The organism is Nonomuraea sp. GTA35, assembly GCF_041950525.1.
Taxonomy (GTDB): Bacteria; Actinomycetota; Actinomycetes; order Streptosporangiales; family Streptosporangiaceae; genus Nonomuraea.
In genome coordinates, this window is record NZ_JBGNUV010000001.1 from 1 (window position 1) to 18,314 (window position 18,314).

Consider the following 18,314-nt stretch of genomic DNA (forward strand, 5'->3'; position numbering starts at 1 on the left):
GGCCCGCCGGGCACGGCTCCGCCGGCGGGGCCTCGCCCTGATCGCCGACCCCCAAAAGCGGATATTTCACGATCTTCCGGGCAGTGGGTCCGGCGATGTCCACCCTCGACCTCGTCCTGGCCCTCGGCGGCGCCGCCGCGCTGCTCGCCGCGATCCTCCCCGAGTTCCTCGCCCGCCGCGCCCTGTCCCTGCCCCTGGTCTACCTGCTGGCAGGCGTGCTCCTGTTCACCCTGCCCATCGGCCTGCCCGACCCCGACCCGATCGCCCACCGCGCGGCGCTGGAGCACATCACCGAGCTGTGCGTCGTCATCTCCCTCATGGGCGCGGGCCTGGCGATCAACCGCCGCACCGGGCCGCGCGGCTGGTCCACCACCTGGCGGCTGCTCGCCCTGGGCATGCCGCTGACCGTGGCCGGCGTGGCCGCCGCGGCCCTCGCCCTGCCGGGCTGGCCGATCGCCGCCGCGCTGCTGCTCGGGGCCGTGCTCGCGCCCACCGACCCGGTGCTCGCCTCGGACGTGCACGTGGGCGAGCCCGTGGACGCCCAGAACGCCGACGACGAGGTCCGCTTCGCCCTGACCTCGGAGGCGGGCCTCAACGACGGGCTGGCCTTCCCGATCGTGTACGCCGCCATCGCCGTGGCCGCCGGCTCGGTGGCGTGGGGGGAGTGGGCGCTGGTGGACGTGCTCTACCGGACCGCGGCGGGCGCCGTCCTGGGGCTGCTGATCGGCCGCCTGCTCGGCCGGCTGTTCTTCCGCGCCAGGTCCGACGGCCTGCGCCTGTCGGAGCGCCGTGACGGCTTCGTCGCGCTGGCCTGCACGTTCCTCGCGTACGGGGTGACGGAGCTGGCCCACGGCTACGGGTTCGTCGCGGTGTTCGTCACCGCGTGCGCCATCAGGAGCGCCGAGCACGGTCACGGCTACAACAACGTGCTGCACGGCTTCGTGGAGCAGATCGAGCGGCTGCTCACGGCCTGGCTGCTGCTCCTGCTCGGCGGCTTCGTCGCCACCGGCGGCCTGGCGGCGCTCACCTGGCGCGGCGCCGCCGTCGGCCTCCTGCTGCTGCTCGTCATCCGGCCGCTGACCGGCTGGCTGGTGCAGTGGCGCGGCCGGGCGGGGCCGAGGGAACGGCTGGCGATCTCGTTCTTCGGCATCCGGGGGATCGGGTCGCTGTTCTACCTGGCGTACGCGCTGGGGGAGGCCGACTTCGGCGTGCCGGCGCAGGAGCTGTGGGCGGTCACCGGCTTCACGGTCCTGGCCTCGGTGATGCTGCACGGCGTGACCGCCACCCCGGCCATGAACCACGTGGACGCGCTCCGCGACCGGATGACGCCCCGGCGTTGACGAACATCCCCGCCACCGCCGCGAGGACGACTCGAACATGGAAGGAGGCCACGCCCGCCACTGAAGAGATCAAGGGTGAGATTTCCCCTGGTGGAAGGCGCCTGTTACCGCCCGGGGCACCACCGCGCCACATGCGAAGATCAAGGTGCTGGTCATGTCTCACCCCACCCTCGGCCGCCGCGCGCTGCTCACGGCGGCCATCGCCGCCCCGGCAGCCGGCGCCCTCACCGGCACGGCCACGTCCCCGGCCCACGCCTCCGCCCACGCCTCCACCCACGGGGGCAGGTTCGACCGCGAGAGCCCCCGCTTCACGATCGGCGTGCTGCCGGACACGCAGTACCTCTTCGACGAGGACCGCTCCGACCCCGCCCCCGTGCGCCAGACGTTCCGCTTCCTCACCGGGGACGAGCGCGAGAGCAGGAACATCGCGTTCATGACCCATCTGGGGGACGTCACCGAGCACGGCACGCAGGAGGAGCTCGCGCTGGCCTCCGACACGTTCAGGTCCCTGGACGGCAGGCTGCCCTACAGCGTCCTGGCCGGCAACCACGACGTGACCGGCGCCGACGACCAGCGCGGCGACAGCGCGTACCTGAAGGCGTTCGGCCCGTCCCGCTACGCCCGCATGTCCACCTTCCGCGGCGCCTCGCCCGACGGCTACAACAGCTACCACGTGCTCGACGCGGGCGGCCGGCAGTGGCTGGTGCTCGCGCTCGACTGGCGCGTCTCCGACAAGGGCCTGCGGTGGGCGCAGGGCGTCATCGACGCGAACAGGACGCTGCCCGCCATCCTCACCACCCACGACCTGGCCTGGGCGGACGACGCCGGCGTGGCCGCCCTGTCCCAGCACGGGCAGCGGCTCTGGGACGCCTTCATCAAGCGCAACGACCAGATCTTCCTCACCCTGAACGGCCACTACTGGCCCTCCGGCCGCACCGTGCTCAGGAACGACGCCGGCCACGACGTGCACGTGCACCTGGCCAACTACCAGGACCGCTACTACGGCGGCGCCGGCATGGTCCGCCTCTACGCCTTCGACCTCGTCCGCAACGTCATCGACGTGGAGACGCTGTCGCCGTGGCTGCTGGCGCGCGACCCCGAGGACCGCACCCCGCTGGAGGCCGAGCACCTGGAGCTGACCGGCCCGGTGGACCGCTTCAGCATCGAGATCGACTTCGACGAGCGTTTCGCCGGGTTCGCGCCGCGCACCCCGCCGCCCGCGCGCCCCGCCAGGGCCGTGATGCCGCGCGGCACGGTGGCGTACTGGAGGTTCGACGCCGAGGGCCTGGCGGCGGCGGGCACGGACGGGGCGGTCGTCCCCGCCGGCACGGTCGCCCGCGACCTGACCGGCGGCGGCAACGACCTGACCATGGAGCTGCTGCACGCCAGCACGCCCGAGACGCTGAAGTGGTCGGCCGAGCACCACGAGGGCCAGCCCGCGCACGCCAGCCTCCGCTTCGACGGCGGCAAGTCCCCCGACCGGGGCGCGGTGCTCAGGTCGGGCGCGAACGCGCCGATCAACAGCATGACGTTCGAGTCCGGGTACACGATCGAGGCGTTCATCAAGCTGCCGGAGCCGTTCGAGGGCGACCACGCCTGGATGGGCATCCTGAGCTGGGAGGGCCGCAGCGGCGACGCGGGCAAGAGCAGCGGCTGGTCGCCCGACGAGCCGACGTGCAGCCTCAACCTGTCGCCCGAGCGGTTTCTGCAGTACGTCGTCTACCCCACCGACCGCGACGCCGACCCCACCTCGTGGAGCCACGCCCTGCCGGTGGGCCGCTGGATGCACGTGGCCGTGGTCAACGACGCGCGGCGGACGATCGTGTACGTGGACGGCTCCAGGATCGCCCGCAACCCGAGCCAGCCGTCCAAGGGCATCTCGACGCTGGGCAGGCCGTTCGCGATCGGCGGCACGCAGTTCGCGCTGAAGTACGGGCAGGGCTTCTACGGCTGGATCGGCGACGTGCGGATCGTCGCCAGGGCGCTGCGCCCGAAGGAGTTCCTCACCCCGTACACGTGATCGGCGCACCGGGTAGGTTGGCCTCCCATGGAGGCACGCCCGAAGCACACCCGGCCACGACGGCTCGCCTGGGGCGCGGCCGTGCTCGTCTGCGCGGCGGCGTGCGGAACGGCCCCGGCGAGCCGCCCGTCCAGCCCACCACCCGCGCCGTCCACGCCTGCGCCGTCCACTCCGGCGGCCACGACGCCGCCGCCGGAGGAGAAGAGGCTCCCGGCCCCCGACGAGAAGATTCCCGGCAGCGCCGCGAAGCTGGCCGCGGCGCTGCGGGAGACCACCGAGGCGCTCGACGAGTCCATCGACGCCTGGACGGAGGGCGGCGCGCCGGCGCCCGGCCGGCCGCCCGAGGACGTCGAGCTGCTGGCCCTGCACCAGCAGCGCATCTACCGCCACGCCGCCCGCCACCCCGAGCTCGCCGCCAAGGCCTTCGCCCGCCTGCCCGCCGCCCTGGCCGCGCAGGCCAGGGACAACACGGCGGCCATCGGCGAGCTGCTCGCCCTGGCCCACCCCATCAAGCCGGACGCCGTCTTCAAGACGCAGCAGCCCCGCCCCGCCGGCGAGCTGCTCGGCCACTTCAAGAAGGCCGAGCGCAGATTCGGGGTGGAGTGGGAGGTGCTGGCGGCGGTGATGTTCGCGGAGACGAAGTTCGGCCGGGTGCGGGCCGACAGCCACGTCGGCGCCCAGGGTCCCATGCAGTTCATGCCCGCCACCTGGAAGGCGTACGGGATGGGCGGCGACGTGCGCGACCCGCGCGACGCGGTCATGGGCGCGGCCAACTACCTCAAGGCCAGCGGCGCGCCCCGCGACTACCGGCGGGCCCTGCACGCCTACAACCCGTCCCAGGCGTACGTGAACGCCATCCTGCTGCACGCCCGCCAGATCAAGCGCGACCCGCGCGCCTACTACGCGTACTACAACTGGCAGGTGTACGTGATCACCACGGCGGGGGAGCGCCGCCTGACCGGCCCGTAGGACGAGCGGTTCAGACGCCGTCCCCCTCCGCACGTCAGGCGCCGTCCCCCTCGGCAGGTCAGGCGCCGTCCCTCCGGCAGGTCAGGTGTGGTCGGCGCAGCAGGGCGTGGGGTTCGGCACCTCGGCGGGGGCGATCCGGCCACCGGCGGCCGGCATGGTGAGCAGGGTCATGAGGCCGTCCCGCCAGACGGGCCTGACGTGGTCGTTCGTGACGACCGGCACGTCGTCGGGCGGCGGCTCCGGCGAGGCGAGCAGCAGCACCAGGTCGATGGCCGAGCCGGCGCGCAGCTCGCCCGCGCTGAGGGTGCCGGTGAGCAGGTCACGGCCGGGGAAGGTGACGACCCGGCCGCTCCGCCTGGCCTCGTGCTCGGCCGCCGCCAGCGCCGCCCCCGCCGCCAGCGGCCCGGCACGCCTGTCGCCCAGCGCCCACGACGCGACGACCGGCGGCTCACCCAGCGCCGCGGACAGGTCCGCGGGCGTCATCGGCCCGGGGACGACCAGCGAGCAGGCGACGTGCGGCTCGTCCCCCGCCTGCCCCGCCGGGACGAAGTGGGTGCACCCGATCGCGTCGCCCGGCAGGCCGAGCGCCCGCGCCACGGCGTGGAGCAGGTGCTCGGCCTCGGGCAACGTGCGGCTGCCCGCGTCGAATCCGAGGATCATCGGCGCGGCAGCACCCAGATCGGGTTGCTGTAGAACCACAGGTCGTTCCACGGGTCGGCGTCGCCGTACACGTCGATCTGCGGGCCGTTCGGGTCCACGGCCGCGCCCAGCAGGCCGGGCGCGCCGCGCTTGCCGTCGGTGCCGCGCAGCCGCACGTACACGGGGCGGTCGACGGCGCCGAGCTGGTAGGTGAAGGTGACGGTGCCGCTGTTCCTGTTCACCTCGTACGACTGCACGACCTTCGTGTTCGGCGTGGTGAAGGCGTCCCTGTCGGAGACGGGGCCGGTGACGTCGCCCTGGATGACGTCCACCCGGGCCAGCGTGGGCACGAACTGCGCCCAGTTCGGCCGCCCGGCCAGGGTGACCTCGATGGACAGCTCGACGCGGGCGCCCTGCCGTACGTGCAGGGTGCCGCCGAGCGTCACGCCCCGCTGGCCCGCGCCGGCCGTGCGGGCCCGCACCACCAGGCCGCTGATCAGCCCGCCGTGGTCCACCCAGATCCGCCCGGCGCGCAGGGCGTCCATGACCGCGCGGTAGGAGAAGTCCTCGGCGCCGACGTGCGTCCTGCTGTAGAAGCCGGGCCAGAAGTCGCCGGAGCCGAAGTTGGCCACGCCCTTGTAGACGGGGTCCTCGTAGCGGCCGTTGGCGTTGAAGTCGCTGTTCGGACCGCGGTCGCTGGTGTCGCCGTGCACCCAGTGCGCGTCGGAGTTGGCGGTGATCCACCACGGCTTGCCCTCGGCCAGCAGGCTGTCCCACAGGCCGCCCACGGTCGAGGTCATCCAGTCGAACCCGCCGAAGGTCTTGTAGCTCTCGGCCGGGTAACCGGGGAAGGAGTCGGCGCCGGGGTTGCCGTCGTAGTAGCCGCGCCCGCCGCCGGGGCCGTTCGGCTTGGCGATGCCGGCGGCCTGGTGGCCGGGCGCGCCCTCCATCCCGATCGCGATCGACGGCTGCGCGTCGCGCCAGCCGCGGATCTCGTGCGGCGAGTCGATGCCCTTCCTCGAGGGGTGGTTGGCGAGGAACAGCGCGTCCGGCACGCGCCGCTTCCTGACCGCCTCGGCCAGGAAGTTCAGCCCGGCGATGGCCAGCGCCTCGTTCTGCGGCGTGTTGGAGCTCGCGCCCTTCACCGACCCGTCGAAGGAGCTCTCGAACTCCTTGAGCGTGGCGACCTCGTTCCGGCCGGGGGCGACGAACACGGTGCCGTGCTCGGCGGCCGGGATGTTCCACTCCAGGCCCTGGAAGACCAGCGTGTCCTTGACCGCCTCGCGAGCCGCCACGATGTCCGGGTTGACCTTCTCGACGCCGATCTTGGCGTGCGTGGCGCCGCCGTGGTCGGTGATGACCATCCAGCCCAGCCCGAACGCGTTGGCGTGGCGCACGTGGTCGATGACCCGGTAGATGCCGTCGGAGCTGTGCTGCGTGTGGATGTGGTGGTCGCCGGCCAGCCACTGGTAGCCGTCCCTGGGCTCCCGCCCGCGCCCCTCGTCCCTGGTGGCGGCGGTGGCGGAGGCGGCGGCCTGCCCCTCGCCGCCCAGCACGCCGGCGGCGGTCAGGCCGGCGCCGAGCAGCCCGGCCCGCCGGAACATGCGCCGGCGCGAGAGCTGCCCCGGCGACAGCTCGCCGTCGGGAACCGCGAGGTCCCGCGCCACGGCGGCCTCGGTGTCTCCGAGCTGCTCGTGCGCGTGGTCGTGATCGTGGTCGTGATCGTGGTCATGGTGATGGTGCCCGTGGCCCATGGGGTGTTTCTCCGTCCCGCCGGAAAGGGTGCGCCGGCTACGGCCGGAGCGTGGCGGAACGGGATGAATCGGACATGAACGCCAAGGGAGCGGCACATGCCGACCTGATCACGACCCCGCCCCGCGACCCTTGCGAGCCCTGCGGCCCCGCCCTGCGACCCCCTAGGACAGGGCGCGGGCCGCGTGCACCAGGGGCACGTGGCTGAAGGCCTGCGGGAAGTTGCCGACCAGCCGCCCGTAGCGGGGGTCGTACTCCTCCGCCAGCAGCCCGACGTCGTTGCGCAGCGACAGCAGCCGCTCGAACAGGTCCTTGGCCTCGTCCTTGCGCCCCTGCAACGCCATGACCTCCACCAGCCAGAAGCTGCACGCCAGGAACGCGCCCTCCCCGCCCTGCAGCCCGTCCACGTCGTTGTCCTCGGCGATCGGGTAGCGCAGCACGAACCCGTCGGACATGAGCTCCTTCTCGATCGCCGCCACCGTGCCGGCCACCCGGGGGTCGTCGACCGGCAGGAATCCGACCATGGGGATCATCAGCAGCGCCGCGTCCAGCTCCGACGAGCCGTACGACTGGGTGAAGGTGTTGCGCTGCGCGTCGTAGCCCTGGTCGCAGATCTCCGCGTGGATGGCGTCGCGCAGCGTCCGCCACTTGTCCACCGGCCCGGTACGGCCGAAGCGCTCGACGTACTTGACGGCCCGGTCGAGCGCCGCCCAGCACATCACCTTGGAGTGCACGAAGTGCCGGCGCGGCCCGCGTACCTCCCACAGGCCCTCGTCCGGCTCGTCCCAGTGCTCCTCCACGTAGTCGAGGAGCTGCCGCTGGATGGCCCACGCCCGGTCGTCGGCCGACAGGCCGCGGGTGCGCGAGACGTACAGGCAGTTCATCACCTCGCCGTAGACATCGAGCTGGAGCTGCTTGACCGCCTCGTTGCCGATGCGCACCGGACGGGAGTCCTCGTAGCCGTCGAGCCAGTCGAGGCGCAGCTCGGGCAGGCGGCGCTCGCCCGCGACGCCGTACATGATCTGGAGGTCCTGCGGGCGGCCGGCGATCGCGCGCAGCAGCCAGCCCCGCCAGTCGGCGGCCTCCTCCAGGTAGCCGGAGTTGATCAGCGCGTCGAGCGTCAGCGTGGCGTCGCGCAGCCAGCAGAAGCGGTAGTCCCAGTTGCGCACGCCGCCCAGGTCCTCCGGCAGGGACGTGGTGGGCGCGGCCACGATGCCGCCCGTCGGCGCGTACGTCAGGCCCTTGAGCGTGATCAGGGACCGGACCACGGCCTCGCGGTACGGGCCCGAGTAGGTGCACCTGCCGACCCAGTCGGCCCAGAACGCCTCGGTCTCGTCGAGCTGGGTGTGGCAGTCGATCTGCGGCGGCATCGGCTCGTGCGAGGGATGCCAGGTGAACACGAACGGCAGCCGGTCGCCCTCGTTCACGGTGAACGTGGCTCGGTGGGCGTAGTCGCCGCCCTTGAGCGGCACGGGGGAGTGCAGCCACACCGAGTCGGGCCCGCCGATGGCCTGCATGTGGCCGTTGGTGTGGCGCACCCACGGCACGATGCGGCCGTAGTCGAAGCGGACGCGGAGCTGCGTGGAGACCTGGACGGAGCCGGACACGCCCTCGACGATGCGTACGACGTCGGGGTTGCGGTCACGCGGCGGCATGAAGTCGATCACGCGGACGGTGCCCGTGGGGGTGTCCCACTCGCTCTCCAGGATGAGCGTGTCGGGGCGGTAGCGCCGCCGGGTGGCGGGTTTCCTGCCGGTGGGCCCGAGCCACCAGTGCCCGTTGCGCTCGCTGCCGAGCAGGGCCGCGAAACACGACGGCGAGTCGAACCTGGGCAGGCAGAGCCAGTCGATCGAGCCGTCCCGCCCCACGAGCGCGGCGGACTGCATGTCTCCGATCAGCGCGTAATCCTCGATCCGCATGCCTAGACGCTACTCGGAGAAAGGGTGATCCCGCGGCCGGGTCGATCATGTCGCGTCATGTCCGCCCCGGGCCGCGGGATCACGTCAGAGGGAACCAGCGGGTGAACGCCTGCGTCAACGGCCCGATGGCCAGCGCGAACACCACGGTCCCCAGGCCCACGGTGCCGCCGAGCAGCCAGCCCGCGATCAGCACGGCGACCTCGATGGACAGGCGGGACAGCCGTACCGACATGCCCAGCCGCACCAATCCCGTCATGATGCCGTCGCGGGGGCCGGGGCCCAGGCCCGCGCCGATGTAGAACAGGGTGGACAGGGCGATGACGACGACGCCCATGACGAGGTAGAAAGCCTGGAACGCCAGGTGCTCGGGCGTGGGCAGCAGGAAGATCGCGGCGTCCGCGAACGGGCCGACGAGCAGCACGTTGCTGATCGTGCCGAGGCCGGGCTTCTGCTTCATCGGGATCCACAGCAGCATGACCAGCGCGCCCACCGCGAGGATGACGGTCCCGATGGACAGGCCGGTACGCAGGGCGGCCCCTTCGTGGAAGACGTTCCACGGGCCGTTGCCGAGCCCGGACTTCACCTGCAGGGCGATGCCGAGCCCGTACAGGGCCAGCCCGCCGTAGAGGCGGCCGAGGCGGGCGGGCAGTGAACTCGGCAGCGGGACGGTTGATTCGCTCATGATGGCCCCAGATTGGCATCATCCGATTTGCCAAAACAGGGCCAATCGCGAAAATTGGCCTTATGCGGCACATGTCAGCCATGCAGGTGGCCCGGCTCCTCGACGTCGACCCGGCGGCGCGCCCGTACTACCGCGCCCTCGCCGACGGCGTCCGCACGCTGGTCATGGACGGCCAGATCCCGGTACGCGTGCGCATGCCCGCCGAGCGCCACCTCGCCGAGACGCTCAAGGTCAGCCGCACCACCGTGACCGCCGCCTACGACCTGCTGCGCGAGGGCGGCTACCTGGAGAGCCGGCAGGGCTCGGGCAGCTGGACCGCCCTGCCCGACCCGTCCGTCTGGCCCGACAACCCGTGGCTCGGCACCGACCGCGACGGCCTCATCCAGCTCCACACCGCCGCCCCGCCCGCCCCGGCGGGCCTGCTCGCTGCCATGACCGCGGCGGTGGAGGACCTGCCCAGGTACGGCATGGGCAACGGCTACGACCCCATGGGCCTGCCGTCGCTCAGGGAGCGGATCGCCGCCCGCTACACCGCCAGGGGAGTGGCCACCAGGCCGGAGCAGATCGTCGTCACCACCGGCGCCCAGCACGCCATCCACCTGGTCATGGGCCTGCTGGCCGGCCCCGGCGACGCGGTGATCGTGGAGTCGCCGACGTACCCGCACGCCATCGACGCCGCCCGGCAGCGCGGCGCCCGCATCGTCCCGGTCGGCGTCTCCCACGAGGGCTGGCAGCCCGATCTCGTCGCCGGCGCCATGCGCCAGTCGGGCGCGCGCCTGGCCTACCTCATGCCCGACTTCCAGAACCCGACGGGCGCCCTCATGGAGGACCCCGTCCGCGCCGCCGTCGCCGGCGCCGCCCGCCGCGCCGGCACGCTGCTGCTGGTGGACGAGACCTGGTCGGAGCTGGCGCTGGAGGAGGTGCCCCGCACCTCGCCCATGGCGGCCTTCGACACCGACAACCGCGTCATCAGCATCGGCTCCGCCTCCAAGCTGTGGTGGGGCGGGCTGCGCATCGGCTGGATCCGCGCCACGGCCGCCCTGGCCCGCCGGCTCACCGTGTTCCGCTCGTCGGTGGACATCGCCAGCCCGGTGCTGGAGCAGCTCGTCGTGGCGAGGCTGTTCGACCGGCTGGAGGAGACCCGCGCCGAGCGCCGCCGCACGCTGCGCGCCTCACGCGACACCCTGGCCGCGGAGCTGCGCGCCCACCTGCCCGAGTGGTCGTTCGAGCCGCCGCGCGGCGGCGGCGCCCTCTGGGTCCGCCTGGACGGCGCCGGCTCCACCCCGCTCGCGGAGGCCGCGCTCTCCCACGGCGTGCGCCTGGCGCCCGGCCCCTGGTTCGGCCTGGAAGGCACCCTCGAGGGGTACCTCCGCCTGCCCTACACCCAGCCGCCCTGCCTGCTCGCGGACGCCGTCACCCGCCTGCGCGCCGCCCGCGACCACGGCCCCACCGGCGCCCCGCGCCCCTCGGACCAGCTCATCGCGATGGTGTGAGGTGAAGATCGCCCCGGGTCACCTGCCGCCCCGGGGTCATTCGCCGACGCCCTTGGCCAGGGGCGCGCGCCACTTGAAGCGCATCGCCGCGATCCGCAGCCCGAACGCCAGCAGCGCCGCCGCCAGGGTGGCCGGCCAGCCGTGCAGCCCGTGGTACGACAGCCCCGCCATCACCGCCGACCCCAGCAGCGCGGGCAGCGCGTAGAGCTGCCGGTCGTACAGCAGCGTGGGGATCTCCCCGGCCAGCACGTCGCGCAGCATGCCCCCGCCGACGGCCGTCGTGACCCCCAGCAGCGCCGCGTGCAGCGGGCTGAGCCCGTACTCCATGGCCTTCTCCGTGCCGACCGCGCAGAACAGCCCGAGCCCCGCCGCGTCCAGCACCAGGATCGCGGGCATCACCCGGGCCACGTGCGGATGCCAGAAGAAGACGATCACCGTCGCCGCCACCGGCACCAGCACGTACCCGAGGCTCTGGAAGGCGATCGGCCGCACGTTCAGGATGAGGTCGCGCACCACGCCCCCGCCGAGCGCGGTGATCTCGGCCAGCACCGCCATCCCGACCACGTCGAGCCGCTTGCGCACCCCCATGAGCGCGCCCGACAGTGCGAAGACGAAGATGCCGACAAGGTCGAGAAGTTCAGACACGTTCGGAATGTCTACCGCATGGCGGCGGGCTCATGGTGCTCGGCCATCATCACCCGCAGGCGCCGCGTGAACATGAACAGCGCCAGCCCGGCCACGATCGCCATCGCCGCCAGCACCAGGTAGTACATCGGCTCGGACATCACCCGGCTGAGCCGCCCCGTCTGCCCGCCGACCGCGTCGCCCACCGACACCGCGATGAACCAGATCCCCAGCATCTGCCCCTTGAACGCCTCCGGCGCCAGCTTCGTCGTCACCGACAGCCCGACCGGGCTCAGCGACAGCTCCCCGAACACCTGGATCAGGTAGACCAGCACCAGCCACCACACCGACACCCGCCCCGCGCCGGCCAGCCCCGCGGCCACGGCCATCACCACGAAGCTCAGCCCCACCATGACCAGCGCGAAGCCGAACTTCTGCGGCGTGCTCACCCGCGTGCCCAGCTTCACCCACAGCGCCGCGAACACCGGCACGAAGATCATGATGAACAGCGGGTTGAACGACTGCGTCGTGGCCTGGTTGATCCTGATGCCGAACAGCGACAGGTCGGTGTGGTCCTGGGCGAAGAACAGCAGCTTGCTCGGCGCCAGGTCGTAGATCATCCAGAAGATGGCGGCCGCCACGAACAGCCAGATGTAGGCCTTCATCCTGATCCGCTCGTCCTCGGTCAGGTCGTGGCTGCCGAACATGATGTAACCGAAGTACACGACCGGCACGATCAGGATGACCACCGTGAGCGCGACCGTGAACCGGTCGATGGTGAGCGTGCCGGTCGCCGCCCACGCGCCCAGCGCGACCAGCGTCAGCACCACCCCCAGGGCCACGAGGCGGCCGAAGTGGCGGCGCTCGCGCGGGGTCAGCCGCATGCCGGGCCGCTCGCCGACGCCGCGCAGGCTCCTGCCGCCCAGGACGTACTGGGTCAGGCCCAGCGCCATGCCCACCGCCGCCGCGCCGAACCCCAAATGCCACCGGTCGCCCCCGGCCAGCCACCCCACCACCAGGGGCGCAAAGAAGGCGCCGAGGTTGATGCCCAGGTAGAACAGCGAGAACCCGGCGTCCCTGCGCCCGTCGTCCCCCTCGGGGTAGAGCCGGCCGACCATGACCGAGATGTTCGGCTTGAGCAGGCCGGTGCCGACGATGATCAGCAGCAGCCCCAGCCAGACGAAGAACGCCGACGTCACGGGGATCGCCATGCTGATGTGCCCCAGCATGATGACGAACCCGCCCCAGAACACCGACCTGCGCGCCCCCAGGATGCGGTCCGCGATCCACCCGCCCGGCAGCGCCACCAGGTAGATGAGCGCCCCGTAGACCCCCACCACCGCCTGGGACGTCTCCTGCGACAGCCCGAGCCCGGCGTGCGCCGGCGAGGCCGCCATGAACGTGGCCAGGATCGCCCGCAGGCCGTACCAGGAGAAGCGCTCCCACATCTCGGTGCCGAACAGCGTCGCCAGGCCCCACGGATGCCCGAAGAACGTCCTGCCGCTCATCCACGCCCCCATACTCTTCGCATCCTCGCGATCACTTTACGTGACCGGCAGGGGTGTTTCCGCACAGGCTCTTGCCGCTGCCCCGGGGGTGTGGTGCGATGCAGGCCAATCATGCAAGTGATTACTGACTGGAGGCGCGTGCCATGGGCGAAGTCCTCGAAGTCCGGGCCGAGATCGAGCGGCAGATCGCCGGCCGTACCGTGTGTGAGCAGCTCCGGCTGGCGGCCGAACAGCACCACGACGCACCCGCCTACTCCGACCCCGACGGGGAGGGCTGGCGCACGCTCAGCTACGGGCAGGCCCGCGAGCGGGTCCTGGAGATCGCCGCCGCGTTCGTCGCGCTCGGGCTCGAGCCCGGCGAGTCCGTGGCCCTCATGATGATCAACCGCAGCGAGCACGTCCTGGCCGATCTCGGCGCGGTGCACGCGGGCGGCGTCGGCTGCACGGTCTACTCGACGTTCGCGCCCGACCAGATCGCCTTCGTGGCCGACAACGTGGGCGCCCGGTACGCGGTGCTCGGCGGCCCCGCCGACCTGGGCCGCTGGGAGCCGGTGCTCGACCGGCTGGACGGCCTGCGCAAGATCATTGTGCTGGAGGGGGCGCCGGCCGGAGACCGGTTCATGAGCTGGGCCGACTTCCTCGCCCTCGGCCGCGAGCGCCTGGCCGCCGACCCCGGCCAGGTCGAGGCGCGCTGGCGGGCCGTCACCCCCGGCGACGTCGCCACCGTCCTGTACACCTCAGGCACCACCGGCACCCCCAAGGGCGTGCCGCTCACCCACACGAACATCTTCTACGAGGTCGCCGCCACCGACCGCCTCACCTCGCTGCCCATGCGCGGCACCCAGATCTCCTACCTCACCTACGCGCACATCGCCGAGCGCATCCTCAGCCTCTACCTGCCCCTGGTCAAGGTCTCCCACGTGCACTTCTGCACCGACCTGGCCAACCTGGGCGCCACGCTCGGCCAGGTCAGGCCGATGATGTTCTTCGGCGTGCCGCGGGTGTGGGAGAAGATGATGGCCCGCCTGCTCGCCGTGCTCGCCACCCAGCCCGAGGAGCAGCAGGCCGCCGTACGCGAGGCCATGGCGGCCGGCGCCGCGTACGTCGAGGCCGGCCAGTACGGCCGCACGGTCACCCCCGAGATCCAGGCCGCCTACGACAAGGCCGACGCCGCGCTCCTGTCCGTCATCCGCGGCATGATCGGCTTCGACCGCGCGGAATGGACCGCCACCGGCGCCGCGCCGCTGCCCGACGAGGTGCAGCACTTCTACGCCGGCCTCGGGCTCAAGGTCATCGACGTGTACGGCATGACGGAGACGACCGGCGCCTTCACCGGCAACAGCCCCGCCTGCTACCGCCTGGGCAGCGTGGGCAGGGCCGAGCCCGGCGTCGAGATCCGCATCGCCGACGACGGGGAGATCCTCACCCGCAGCCCGCTCAACACCGCCGGCTACCTCAACCGCCCCGAGGCCACCGCCGAGCTCGTCGACGCCGACGGCTGGCTGCACACCGGCGACATCGGCACGGTCGACGACGACGGCTTCTACCGGGTCGTGGACCGCAAGAAGGAGCTGATCATCACCGCCGGCGGCGAGAACATCTCCCCCGCCGAGATCGAGAACCACCTCAAGCAGCACAACCTCATCGGCCAGGCCCTCGCCTACGGCGACAACCGGCCGCACCCGGTGGCCGTGCTGACGCTGGACGCCGAGGTGGCGCCGGGCTGGGCGCAGGCGCGCGGCATCACGTTCGGCTCGCTGGCGGAGCTGGCCGAGCATCCCGACGTGCTGGCGGAGGTGGAGGCGGCCGTGCAGGCCGCCAACGCCAAGCTGGCCAGGGTGCAGCAGGTGAAGAAGTGGGCGCTGCTCGGCGTGGAGTGGACGGCCGAGACCGAGGAGCTCACCCCGAGCCTGAAGCTCAAGCGGCGCATCATCCACAGCAAGTACGCCGACATCATCGAAGGGCTCTACGGCCAGCCGGGCTGAGGCTTTTGCCATTCGTGGCGTGTGTTGTGGTCCCGTCCATTACCGGTCGGTTCCTACCGTCTCGATCATGACCAGAAGTGTTCTTCTCGTCTCGCTCGCGGCGGGGTCGCTCACGGTGCCCGCACCTGCTGCCTCCGCCGCGATCGAGCCCGCCATCCGTGCCATCACCGTACGTCCAGCGGCTCCCGTGGTCGGGGCGCAGGGGTCCGTCCGTCTGGTGATCGATGTGATCGCCAAGGGGGTGGTACGCGGCAAGGACGGTGTCACCGTCAAGGTCGAGCCCGGCGCTCCGCCCGCCCACGCTCCCGAGCCCCGCCCCATCGCGGTGGCCCCACCGGCGGGCTCACCCGCCTACCCACCTGCTCGTCCACCCGGCCAGCAGCCCGGCCAGCAGCCCGGCCAGCAATCCGGCCAGCAACCCGGCCATGCCCCCGCCCAGCCGCCGGCTCAGGCACCCGCCCGGCCGCCCGCGCACGCGCCCGCCAAGCCGCCCGCCCTGGCGCCCGCCCAGCAGCCGGGCAAGGCGCCCGCCCTGCCGCCCGCGCAAGGTCCGGCCGTACAGCCCGGCCAGGCCCCGGCCCCATCCGGGGCCTCGTCCACGGCGCTCACCCCGGCACAGGGGTCGGCACAGGCGTCGGCGGCGTCACCCGCCGTCGTCGCGGCCCCCGCGTCCAGCCCCGCCGCCGGCACGGCGCATCAGGGCGACGCGGAGCAGGCCCTGCCGCCCGGCACGGCGCCTCACGACGACGCGGAGCAGGCCCTGCCGCCCGGCACGGAACCCCTGAAGAACCGCTACCCGGCCCTGCCCGGCCCGCAGCCCGCTCCGGCGGCCGGGCCCGCCGCTCCCAAGGACGGCGTCGCCGGGGCGAACGGCCCGGTGCCGCCTCCTCGCCTGGTGTGGCGCCTGGCGCAGAGAGCCCCCCTGGGTGACGTCGCCGGGGGAGCGGCGCGGATGACGGACGACTGGCAGACCTGGCGCTTCCTGCCGGACAAGAAGCTGAACCGCTTCTACCCGGCGGGCACCTGGACGATCACCGCCACCGCCAGGGGCGCGAACGGGCGGACGATCACCCAGTACGCGTCGTTCGAGCTCAAGCGCGAGACCAGGCTGACCGACGTGCGGGCGGAGAAGCCGGCCCGCGCGGACGGCGTACGGCTGCGCGGCTCGCTGACCCGTGTGGACCCGCGCGGCCTCACCGACTACGGCCCGTTCGCCCAGCAGCGCCTGGAGGTCCTCTGGCGCCCTGACCCGTCCTCGGCCTGGCAGGCGGTGGGCCAGGTGGTGACGGACGCGGCCGGCGCGTTCGTCGGCACGGTCCCTGGACGTACGGACGGTTACTGGCGCGTCCGCTTCTCCGGAACCGGACATTACGCGCCAGACCTCTCAAAAATCCGACAAATAACGCAATAAGCCCCATAAGGCCATCGCGCCGAACTCTTCAGCCGCCCGCCGTTGCCGAAATGTGATCAACTTTGTCGCAACTTTTCCTTACCCTTACGCGTCATTGGCATTTGACGCGTCCGGTTGGGTGCGTTCTTTCGGACGGGGAAGGATTTCTGTTTTGAAGATGCGACGTCTAGCCGCCGGCCTGGCGGCTGCGGCCCTGGGCGCGACCGTGGTGGCCACCGCCGCCTCGCCCGCGCTCGCGGACGACCCGGGCCTCGACCCGGATGTCGCCGGCGGCTACACCAGCCTCAAGCTCGACGTGAACCCCGAGCCCGCCTGGCGGGGCAAGCCCCTCGACATCGAGGGCAAGCTCTCCGTGCAGTGCGACGAGGACTACATCAGCGGCTTCGTCTCGGTGCACCACGCCGACCACTGCAAGAAGCAGGAGCGCTGGCACCGCCTGGCGCACAAGCGGGTCGTGATCCTCTTCCAGGCGGACGGCAGCGGCCGCTGGGAGCACGTGGACACCGTCCGCACCAGCGGCAGGGGCTACTTCGGCCTGCGGGTTCCCGCCCGCGAGTCGGGCACGTGGCGCGCCGTCTTCGAGGGCAGCAGGCACCTGGCCCCCTCGGAGGGCAAGGACTGGGTGAAGGTCGTCGGCCGTCACTGACGCGTTGACACCTCGAACGCCCGGCCGCACCGGCCGGGCGTTCGCCATGTCGGAGCGCGACCGCCGGGATCAGTAGGAGACGGCGACCTGGGCCCGCCGATGCCGGGGGGCCTCGGCCTCGTCCACGAGCGCCACCGCCAGATCCGCGTACGAGAACACCGGATCCCCCTCCCCGGCCTCCGGCACCCGCCCGTCCCCGAACCGGTAGCGCCCCGTCCTTTCCGCCTCCGCGTCCAGGAAGACGGGCGGCGGCGCGATCACCACCCAGTCGAGCGCCGACGCCTCCAGCAGCTCCAGCTCGGCCGCGTGCCCCAGCGAGAACGCCCGCGCGTCGGCCGGGAAACCGGGCGTGTCGATGAGCCGCACGCCGGGCGAGACCTCCAGCAGGCTCCCGATGCCCAGCGCCACCAGCCGCGACACCCCGGCCCGCCCCAGCCCGTCCACCAGCGCCCGCGTGGCGGCGGTGTAGAACTCCTCCGACGCCATGTCCAGCCGCGCCGCCACCTGCAGCGCCACGTCGTGCCCCGCGGCCACCGCGGCCACGCTGCCGCCGTCGGTGACGTCTCCCGCGACCACCTTCACCCGCGCACCGCCCAGCTCCCGGTGCCGTGCTGGGTCCCGCACCACGGCCGTCACCTCGTGCCCGCGCCCGGCCGCCTCCGCGACCACCCGCACCCCGGCCCGCCCGCCGGCCCCGAACACCACGATCCTGCTCACCGCTGCCTCCATCACGCCGCTCACAGGCGGCCGGTCCTTCCGGCCGCCCCTGCGCAGACGGTAGAGGGCAAGATGTCGCTTTCCGCAACGATAGTTACCTACGATGACGGGATGGCCGAGCCACTCGATCCGGACATGTTCACCGGCTGCCCGCCGGTCGCCGCGCCGATCCGCATCGGCGACAAATGGACCGCGAAGATCATCCGCTGCCTGGAGCGGGGGCCGCGCCGCTTCACCGAGATCCAGACCCCGCTGCGCGGCATCACCCCGAAGGTGCTCACCGAGTCGCTGCGCGCCATGGAGCGCGACGGCCTGCTCACCCGCACCCCGTACGACGAGATCCCGCCGCGCGTCGAGTACGAGCTCACGGACCTCGGCCGCAGCCTCATCGAGCCGATGAACGCCGGCTGCGAGTGGTCCCGCAAGCACCTGTCCGAGCTCATGCAGGCCCGCGACGCCTGGTACGCCACCTCGTGACCCCGGCGGCACGCCCATCGCGAAGCCCCTGCTCCACCCCCCTCCGGACATGGGCCCGGAATCGATCTAGGGGACAATGTGTTGTCGTGCGGTGAAGGCGCGATTTTGGGGGTGGGCCGACACCCGTCGTAG

The 18,314-nt window shown here is 72.5% G+C and carries 15 protein-coding genes; 8 read left to right on the forward strand and 7 right to left on the reverse strand.

Translation table 11 applies throughout. The features are described 5' to 3' along the window. Nucleotides 1–95 precede the first annotated feature (95 nt). The 3 genes from ACBJ32_RS00005 to ACBJ32_RS00015 all read left to right on the forward strand — a co-directional run bounded on the left by ACBJ32_RS00005 (nt 96) and on the right by ACBJ32_RS00015 (nt 4,329). Nucleotides 96–1,340: a cation:proton antiporter gene (locus ACBJ32_RS00005; protein WP_375124788.1), complete on the forward strand. Its 1,245-nt coding sequence runs from the start codon at nt 96–98 to the stop codon at nt 1,338–1,340. A 154-nt stretch (nt 1,341–1,494) separates the two neighbouring features. Continuing rightward, entirely contained in the window at nt 1,495–3,360 is a 1,866-nt protein-coding gene (locus ACBJ32_RS00010) for a LamG-like jellyroll fold domain-containing protein (protein WP_375124789.1), read from the forward strand. A 27-nt stretch (nt 3,361–3,387) separates the two neighbouring features. Next, on the forward strand, nt 3,388–4,329 hold the full coding sequence (locus ACBJ32_RS00015; protein ID WP_375124790.1) for a transglycosylase SLT domain-containing protein: 942 nt from the start codon (nt 3,388–3,390) through the stop codon (nt 4,327–4,329). An 81-nt stretch (nt 4,330–4,410) separates the two neighbouring features. Here ACBJ32_RS00015 and ACBJ32_RS00020 read toward each other — a convergent pair whose 3' ends face one another. The 4 genes from ACBJ32_RS00020 to ACBJ32_RS00035 form a co-directional block, all read right to left on the reverse strand. Then, nucleotides 4,411–4,989: a hypothetical protein gene (locus ACBJ32_RS00020; protein ID WP_375124791.1), complete on the reverse strand. Its 579-nt coding sequence runs from the start codon at nt 4,987–4,989 to the stop codon at nt 4,411–4,413. Then, nucleotides 4,986–6,722, reverse strand: a complete 1,737-nt coding sequence (locus ACBJ32_RS00025; protein ID WP_375124792.1) for a histidinol-phosphatase — start codon at nt 6,720–6,722, stop codon at nt 4,986–4,988. The genes ACBJ32_RS00020 and ACBJ32_RS00025 overlap by 4 nt, the downstream gene beginning before the upstream one ends. 162 nt (nt 6,723–6,884) lie before the next feature. Next, nucleotides 6,885–8,639 (reverse strand): glycoside hydrolase family 15 protein, encoded by a 1,755-nt coding sequence (locus ACBJ32_RS00030; protein ID WP_375124793.1) that lies wholly within the window; start codon nt 8,637–8,639, stop codon nt 6,885–6,887. A gap of 79 nt (nt 8,640–8,718) precedes the next feature. Next, nucleotides 8,719–9,321, reverse strand: coding sequence for a hypothetical protein (locus tag ACBJ32_RS00035; RefSeq protein WP_357879261.1), 603 nt, complete (start codon nt 9,319–9,321; stop codon nt 8,719–8,721). A 62-nt stretch (nt 9,322–9,383) separates the two neighbouring features. On the opposite strand from ACBJ32_RS00035, the gene ACBJ32_RS00040 reads away from it, so the two are divergent. Next, nucleotides 9,384–10,814 (forward strand): PLP-dependent aminotransferase family protein, encoded by a 1,431-nt coding sequence (locus tag ACBJ32_RS00040; protein WP_375124794.1) that lies wholly within the window; start codon nt 9,384–9,386, stop codon nt 10,812–10,814. A gap of 36 nt (nt 10,815–10,850) precedes the next feature. Here the strand turns inward: ACBJ32_RS00040 and ACBJ32_RS00045 are convergent, their stop codons facing one another. Together ACBJ32_RS00045 and ACBJ32_RS00050 are read right to left on the reverse strand one after the other, a co-directional pair. Then, entirely contained in the window at nt 10,851–11,459 is a 609-nt protein-coding gene (locus ACBJ32_RS00045; RefSeq protein WP_357879255.1) for a trimeric intracellular cation channel family protein, read from the reverse strand. Between the two features lie 11 nt (nt 11,460–11,470). Beyond that, nucleotides 11,471–12,946, reverse strand: coding sequence for a peptide MFS transporter (locus ACBJ32_RS00050; protein ID WP_375124795.1), 1,476 nt, complete (start codon nt 12,944–12,946; stop codon nt 11,471–11,473). Between the two features lie 143 nt (nt 12,947–13,089). Here ACBJ32_RS00050 and ACBJ32_RS00055 point away from each other — a divergent pair, with 143 nt between their 5' ends. The 3 genes from ACBJ32_RS00055 to ACBJ32_RS00065 all read left to right on the forward strand — a co-directional run bounded on the left by ACBJ32_RS00055 (nt 13,090) and on the right by ACBJ32_RS00065 (nt 16,988). Then, complete coding sequence (locus ACBJ32_RS00055) at nt 13,090–14,931, forward strand: AMP-dependent synthetase/ligase (protein ID WP_375124796.1); 1,842 nt, start codon at nt 13,090–13,092, stop codon at nt 14,929–14,931. Nucleotides 14,932–14,998: 67 nt separating this feature from the next. After that, nucleotides 14,999–16,342, forward strand: coding sequence for a hypothetical protein (locus ACBJ32_RS00060; RefSeq protein WP_375124797.1), 1,344 nt, complete (start codon nt 14,999–15,001; stop codon nt 16,340–16,342). A gap of 157 nt (nt 16,343–16,499) precedes the next feature. Next, nucleotides 16,500–16,988 (forward strand): hypothetical protein, encoded by a 489-nt coding sequence (locus ACBJ32_RS00065; RefSeq protein ID WP_357879244.1) that lies wholly within the window; start codon nt 16,500–16,502, stop codon nt 16,986–16,988. A 69-nt stretch (nt 16,989–17,057) separates the two neighbouring features. Here the strand turns inward: ACBJ32_RS00065 and ACBJ32_RS00070 are convergent, their stop codons facing one another. Then, nucleotides 17,058–17,705, reverse strand: a complete 648-nt coding sequence (locus ACBJ32_RS00070) for an NAD(P)-dependent oxidoreductase (RefSeq protein ID WP_375124798.1) — start codon at nt 17,703–17,705, stop codon at nt 17,058–17,060. Between the two features lie 111 nt (nt 17,706–17,816). Here ACBJ32_RS00070 and ACBJ32_RS00075 point away from each other — a divergent pair, with 111 nt between their 5' ends. After that, on the forward strand, nt 17,817–18,182 hold the full coding sequence (locus tag ACBJ32_RS00075; protein ID WP_375124799.1) for a winged helix-turn-helix transcriptional regulator: 366 nt from the start codon (nt 17,817–17,819) through the stop codon (nt 18,180–18,182). Nucleotides 18,183–18,314 lie beyond the last annotated feature (132 nt).

Coding starts and splice junctions, on each gene's coding strand:
- ACBJ32_RS00005 (WP_375124788.1), top strand. CDS start 96: ATGTCCACCCTCGACCTCGTCCTGGCCCTCGGCGGCGCCGCCGCGCTG.
- ACBJ32_RS00010 (WP_375124789.1), top strand. CDS start 1,495: ATGTCTCACCCCACCCTCGGCCGCCGCGCGCTGCTCACGGCGGCCATC.
- ACBJ32_RS00015 (WP_375124790.1), top strand. CDS start 3,388: ATGGAGGCACGCCCGAAGCACACCCGGCCACGACGGCTCGCCTGGGGC.
- ACBJ32_RS00020 (WP_375124791.1), bottom strand. CDS start 4,989: ATGATCCTCGGATTCGACGCGGGCAGCCGCACGTTGCCCGAGGCCGAG.
- ACBJ32_RS00025 (WP_375124792.1), bottom strand. CDS start 6,722: ATGGGCCACGGGCACCATCACCATGACCACGATCACGACCACGATCAC.
- ACBJ32_RS00030 (WP_375124793.1), bottom strand. CDS start 8,639: ATGCGGATCGAGGATTACGCGCTGATCGGAGACATGCAGTCCGCCGCG.
- ACBJ32_RS00035 (WP_357879261.1), bottom strand. CDS start 9,321: ATGAGCGAATCAACCGTCCCGCTGCCGAGTTCACTGCCCGCCCGCCTC.
- ACBJ32_RS00040 (WP_375124794.1), top strand. CDS start 9,384: ATGCGGCACATGTCAGCCATGCAGGTGGCCCGGCTCCTCGACGTCGAC.
- ACBJ32_RS00050 (WP_375124795.1), bottom strand. CDS start 12,946: ATGAGCGGCAGGACGTTCTTCGGGCATCCGTGGGGCCTGGCGACGCTG.
- ACBJ32_RS00055 (WP_375124796.1), top strand. CDS start 13,090: ATGGGCGAAGTCCTCGAAGTCCGGGCCGAGATCGAGCGGCAGATCGCC.
- ACBJ32_RS00060 (WP_375124797.1), top strand. CDS start 14,999: ATGACCAGAAGTGTTCTTCTCGTCTCGCTCGCGGCGGGGTCGCTCACG.
- ACBJ32_RS00065 (WP_357879244.1), top strand. CDS start 16,500: ATGCGACGTCTAGCCGCCGGCCTGGCGGCTGCGGCCCTGGGCGCGACC.
- ACBJ32_RS00075 (WP_375124799.1), top strand. CDS start 17,817: ATGGCCGAGCCACTCGATCCGGACATGTTCACCGGCTGCCCGCCGGTC.